The organism is Limnofasciculus baicalensis BBK-W-15, from assembly GCF_024178385.1.
Classification (GTDB): domain Bacteria; phylum Cyanobacteriota; class Cyanobacteriia; order Cyanobacteriales; family Coleofasciculaceae; genus Limnofasciculus; species Limnofasciculus baicalensis.
In genome coordinates, this window is sequence record NZ_JAMZMM010000512.1 from 1 (window position 1) to 3,384 (window position 3,384).

General features: G+C 42.6%; 4 protein-coding genes. 1 reads left to right on the forward strand and 3 read right to left on the reverse strand.

Annotated features, from left to right (window positions below; all coding sequences use genetic code 11):
- The coding region (locus NJ959_RS27465) for a hypothetical protein (RefSeq protein ID WP_254014941.1) at positions 1-1,022 on the forward strand (1,022 nt) is incomplete at its 5' end.
- An 83-nt stretch (positions 1,023-1,105) separates the two neighbouring features.
- Here NJ959_RS27465 and NJ959_RS27470 read toward each other — a convergent pair.
- From NJ959_RS27470 to NJ959_RS27480, 3 genes are all read right to left on the reverse strand, one after another.
- Positions 1,106-1,387 (reverse strand): hypothetical protein, encoded by a 282-nt coding sequence (locus tag NJ959_RS27470; protein ID WP_254014942.1) that lies wholly within the window; start codon positions 1,385-1,387, stop codon positions 1,106-1,108.
- A 208-nt stretch (positions 1,388-1,595) separates the two neighbouring features.
- The gene (locus NJ959_RS27475; RefSeq protein ID WP_254014943.1) at positions 1,596-1,859 is read right to left on the reverse strand and encodes a hypothetical protein; all 264 of its coding nucleotides are present in this window, start codon (positions 1,857-1,859) and stop codon (positions 1,596-1,598) included.
- A gap of 339 nt (positions 1,860-2,198) precedes the next feature.
- A complete protein-coding gene (locus NJ959_RS27480) occupies positions 2,199-3,215 on the reverse strand; it encodes a type I glyceraldehyde-3-phosphate dehydrogenase (protein WP_254014944.1) in 1,017 nt (338 codons plus the stop codon).
- Positions 3,216-3,384: the final 169 nt, after the last annotated feature.

Here is a 3,384-nt window from a genome sequence, read left to right on the forward strand (position 1 = left end):
GTTCCACTCCCCTTAAAAGAAAAGTCATGAAAAAACCACTAGCTCTAAGTTCCCTTCTACTTCTAATTACTGGATTTGGAGTAACATCTCCCACCCTAACCCTAAAAGCAGAAACACCAGCAATTATCTCACAGATTTCTCAAGCTTCCCCGAATAATTCCAATTCTGCCCAATCAGGAGTAGAATTACTCAATCCAGGAATTGAACCGAGACAACAATTACGTTTCACTCCTACTGCTAATACCAGGCAAACTACAATAATGACCATGAATATGAACATGGCAGCAACTATTGACGATCAAGTTATGCCTGCAATTGATTTCCCGCCTGTAAAGATGACTCTTGAAGCCGGAGTTAAACAGATAGATCCCAATGGAGATGCTCACATTGAATTGTCTTATTCTCAGGTTGAAGTAGCTTCAAATACAGCATTCCCCGCCAATGTCCTTGATTCAATCCGATCCCAACTAGACAAAATCACGGGAATGAAAATGTCATATATTCTCGATAGTCAGGGCAAAGCGAAAGACGTAAATGTGGTATTTCCTGACGATATCGATCCCAATATCAAGCAATTTCTCCAGCCAATGTTAAATTCTTTGGAGCAATTATCTAATTCCCCTTTCCCCCAAGCTAATGTAGGTGTGGGAGCAAAGTGGCGCGTTTTAAGTTCGGTTCCTCCCGTGGGTTTACCGATAAATCAAATAGATGTTTTGTATGAAATAGTAAGTCTCCAAAATAATACTGTTACTTTGAAAGTTAGCACCGATACTAAAGGCGAGCCAAAAGCTGTCAGTGGGGTGAATTTACCGGGACTTCCTCCGGGTATGGAAGTGAATATAAAATCCATGGCAATTCAGAGTAATGGCACTTTAACGGGAAGGTTAGATCAAATTATGCCCAATATTGGTAATATGTCTGTAATTTCCAATATGGAATTCGGGATTAAAGATCCTAAGAGTGATGAGGAAGCAATGGTGAATATGAAATCCTCTGTAAATATTACCATGGAATCTCAATAAAATAGGTTACACCTTAAGGTACAAAGAAACCCGGTTTCTTTAAGAAACCGGGTTTCTGGGGTGTTTCTGGAGTGTAATGGGAATTAATGTTGGTAGAATGTACTTTCAATCAGGGATAACTTCTCCTCAATTTCAAAATGGTTTAAATCGTTCCACTGATTTGCGATCGCAAGAATTTGCCCAATCGCCGAATGTGCCTTATGGGAACCAGAAACATCCGGCAGTTGCCAAATACCCTCCATAATTGTGGTATCCTCAAGCATGGCTATACTTTGTACCAGTTCTTCCCTAGCGTCTTGGAGTAACTGACCGAGCCGTTTGGCATTGCGTTTTTTAGCTTTGATTTGCTGACGTGTGAGTAACATAGCGATCGAGGGGAGTCGCAATGGACTCACCAGTAAGGGACAGGTTTACCGCATCTGAGCGGTGGCTATTTAATAATTTCTCAGAATTCCCTGGATGATCGGGATAATTACCGTAAAGTATCCATGAGATGTCACCCGAGGAATAAAGACAAAATAATCGCTCCATCAATATCTGACGGAGCGATTGTGTTTTCCGTTCCTTCAGTATTTAGAGCGGGGCTAAAGTTTCCTTGGCAGATTCCACAGCTTTGCTCCCCACCTCTTTTTCTTCTGCTACGTTACCTAATGAGTTCAAACTTTTGGTAGTTTGATCGAAGATAACGCTCAAGGAAGCATCCTGGATTGTGCGCTGTAGTAGCACTAAATGTTGTTCTGCATCATTACGACGACGCATCCGAGCGACAATCGTCTGTTGCTGATCCGGTAGATTCCGGATAATACACCAAGGAAATAATTTTTCTTTGTAGGTCATGCGCCCTTTCCTGTTACTGATGGACAATCAGAATTGAGTGCAGCCGTTGAGTTAGGCTGCGGTACTATCATAGTTCTTTACAAGAAAATATGCCCAAAAGCAAGTCGTCAATAGCTGCGGAGATATTAGCACAGCTCGGCATTAGCCTCAGCTAACCCCAGAGGAAGGGCTGCTACAATTAAAGCGTGCTATTTACCAGAAATAACCACACATATATTTTATTTTAATCATAATAAATCCGCCTTCCACGAGAATTATCTCGCGTTGAAGGCGGGTAATAGTGGCTTAAAAAAAACTTATTTGAATCGACACTAATTCTTATAAGTTTCAGTTAATTAATTAACTGTTCCACTTGGAAGCCATTAATTCAGCTAAATCTACAACGCGCTGAGAATAACCCCACTCATTGTCATACCAAGCAATCACCTTAACCATATCGCCACCCATAACCATCGTCAGACTAGCATCCACAATGGAAGAAGCATCATTACCTTTGTAGTCTGATGAAACTAGAGGCAATTCGTTGTATTCTAAAATTCCCTTAAGCGGTCCTTCTGCCGCGTCTTTGAGAACTTGATTTACCTGTTCGGCGATCGTGCTTTTCTCGACTTGAACAACCAAATCTACCACAGAAACATTAGGGGTAGGTACGCGCAAAGCGATACCATTCAGCTTGCCCTTAAGTTCTGGAATAACAAGAGCAACAGCCTTCGCAGCACCCGTTGAAGTAGGTACAATGTTGAGCGCAGCAGCCCGTGCCCGACGAACATCCCGGTGACTAGCATCTAGCAACCGCTGATCGCCAGTGTAGCTGTGGGTGGTAGTCATTGTCCCTTTGATAATGCCGAAATTCTCATGTAACACTTTGGCAAAGGGAGCCAAACAGTTAGTAGTACAGCTTGCATTGCTCACAATGTCATAGCTATTGTCGTATTCGTGATGATTGACACCCATCACAAACGTACCAATATCCGGTCCTTTGCCAGGAGCAGTAATCAATACCTTCTTAGCACCCGCTGCGATATGCTTAGAAGCTCCAGGACGGTCAATAAATACACCCGTAGCTTCAATCACTAGATCGATTCCCCACTCAGCCCAAGGTAAGTTCAAGGGATTGCGATCAGAAAAACACTTAATTGTTTTGCCATTAACGGTGATGGAGTTATCATCCGCGCTGATGTCCACGCCTTTGAGCGTCCCCAACATTGAGTCATACTTCAGCAAATGGGCATTAGTCCTCGGATCGGAGGTGTCATTGATGCCCACTAATTCCAACTGGCTATTTTCTCTGGTGAGCCAGCATCTGGCGAAATTACGTCCGATGCGCCCAAAACCATTGATTGCTACTCTAACCACTGCGTCTTACCCTCTTTATTCAATCTCAGTAAATATACTCAAATGTACTCTGTAACGAGTCCGATCGTATCGCAAAGCTTAAAAAATTATAATCAACCATGAGTCATCCACACAACTACTTGGGCAGATTAATTAGCTTGAATCCCTGTTATTTCTTGAGTCAGGGAGC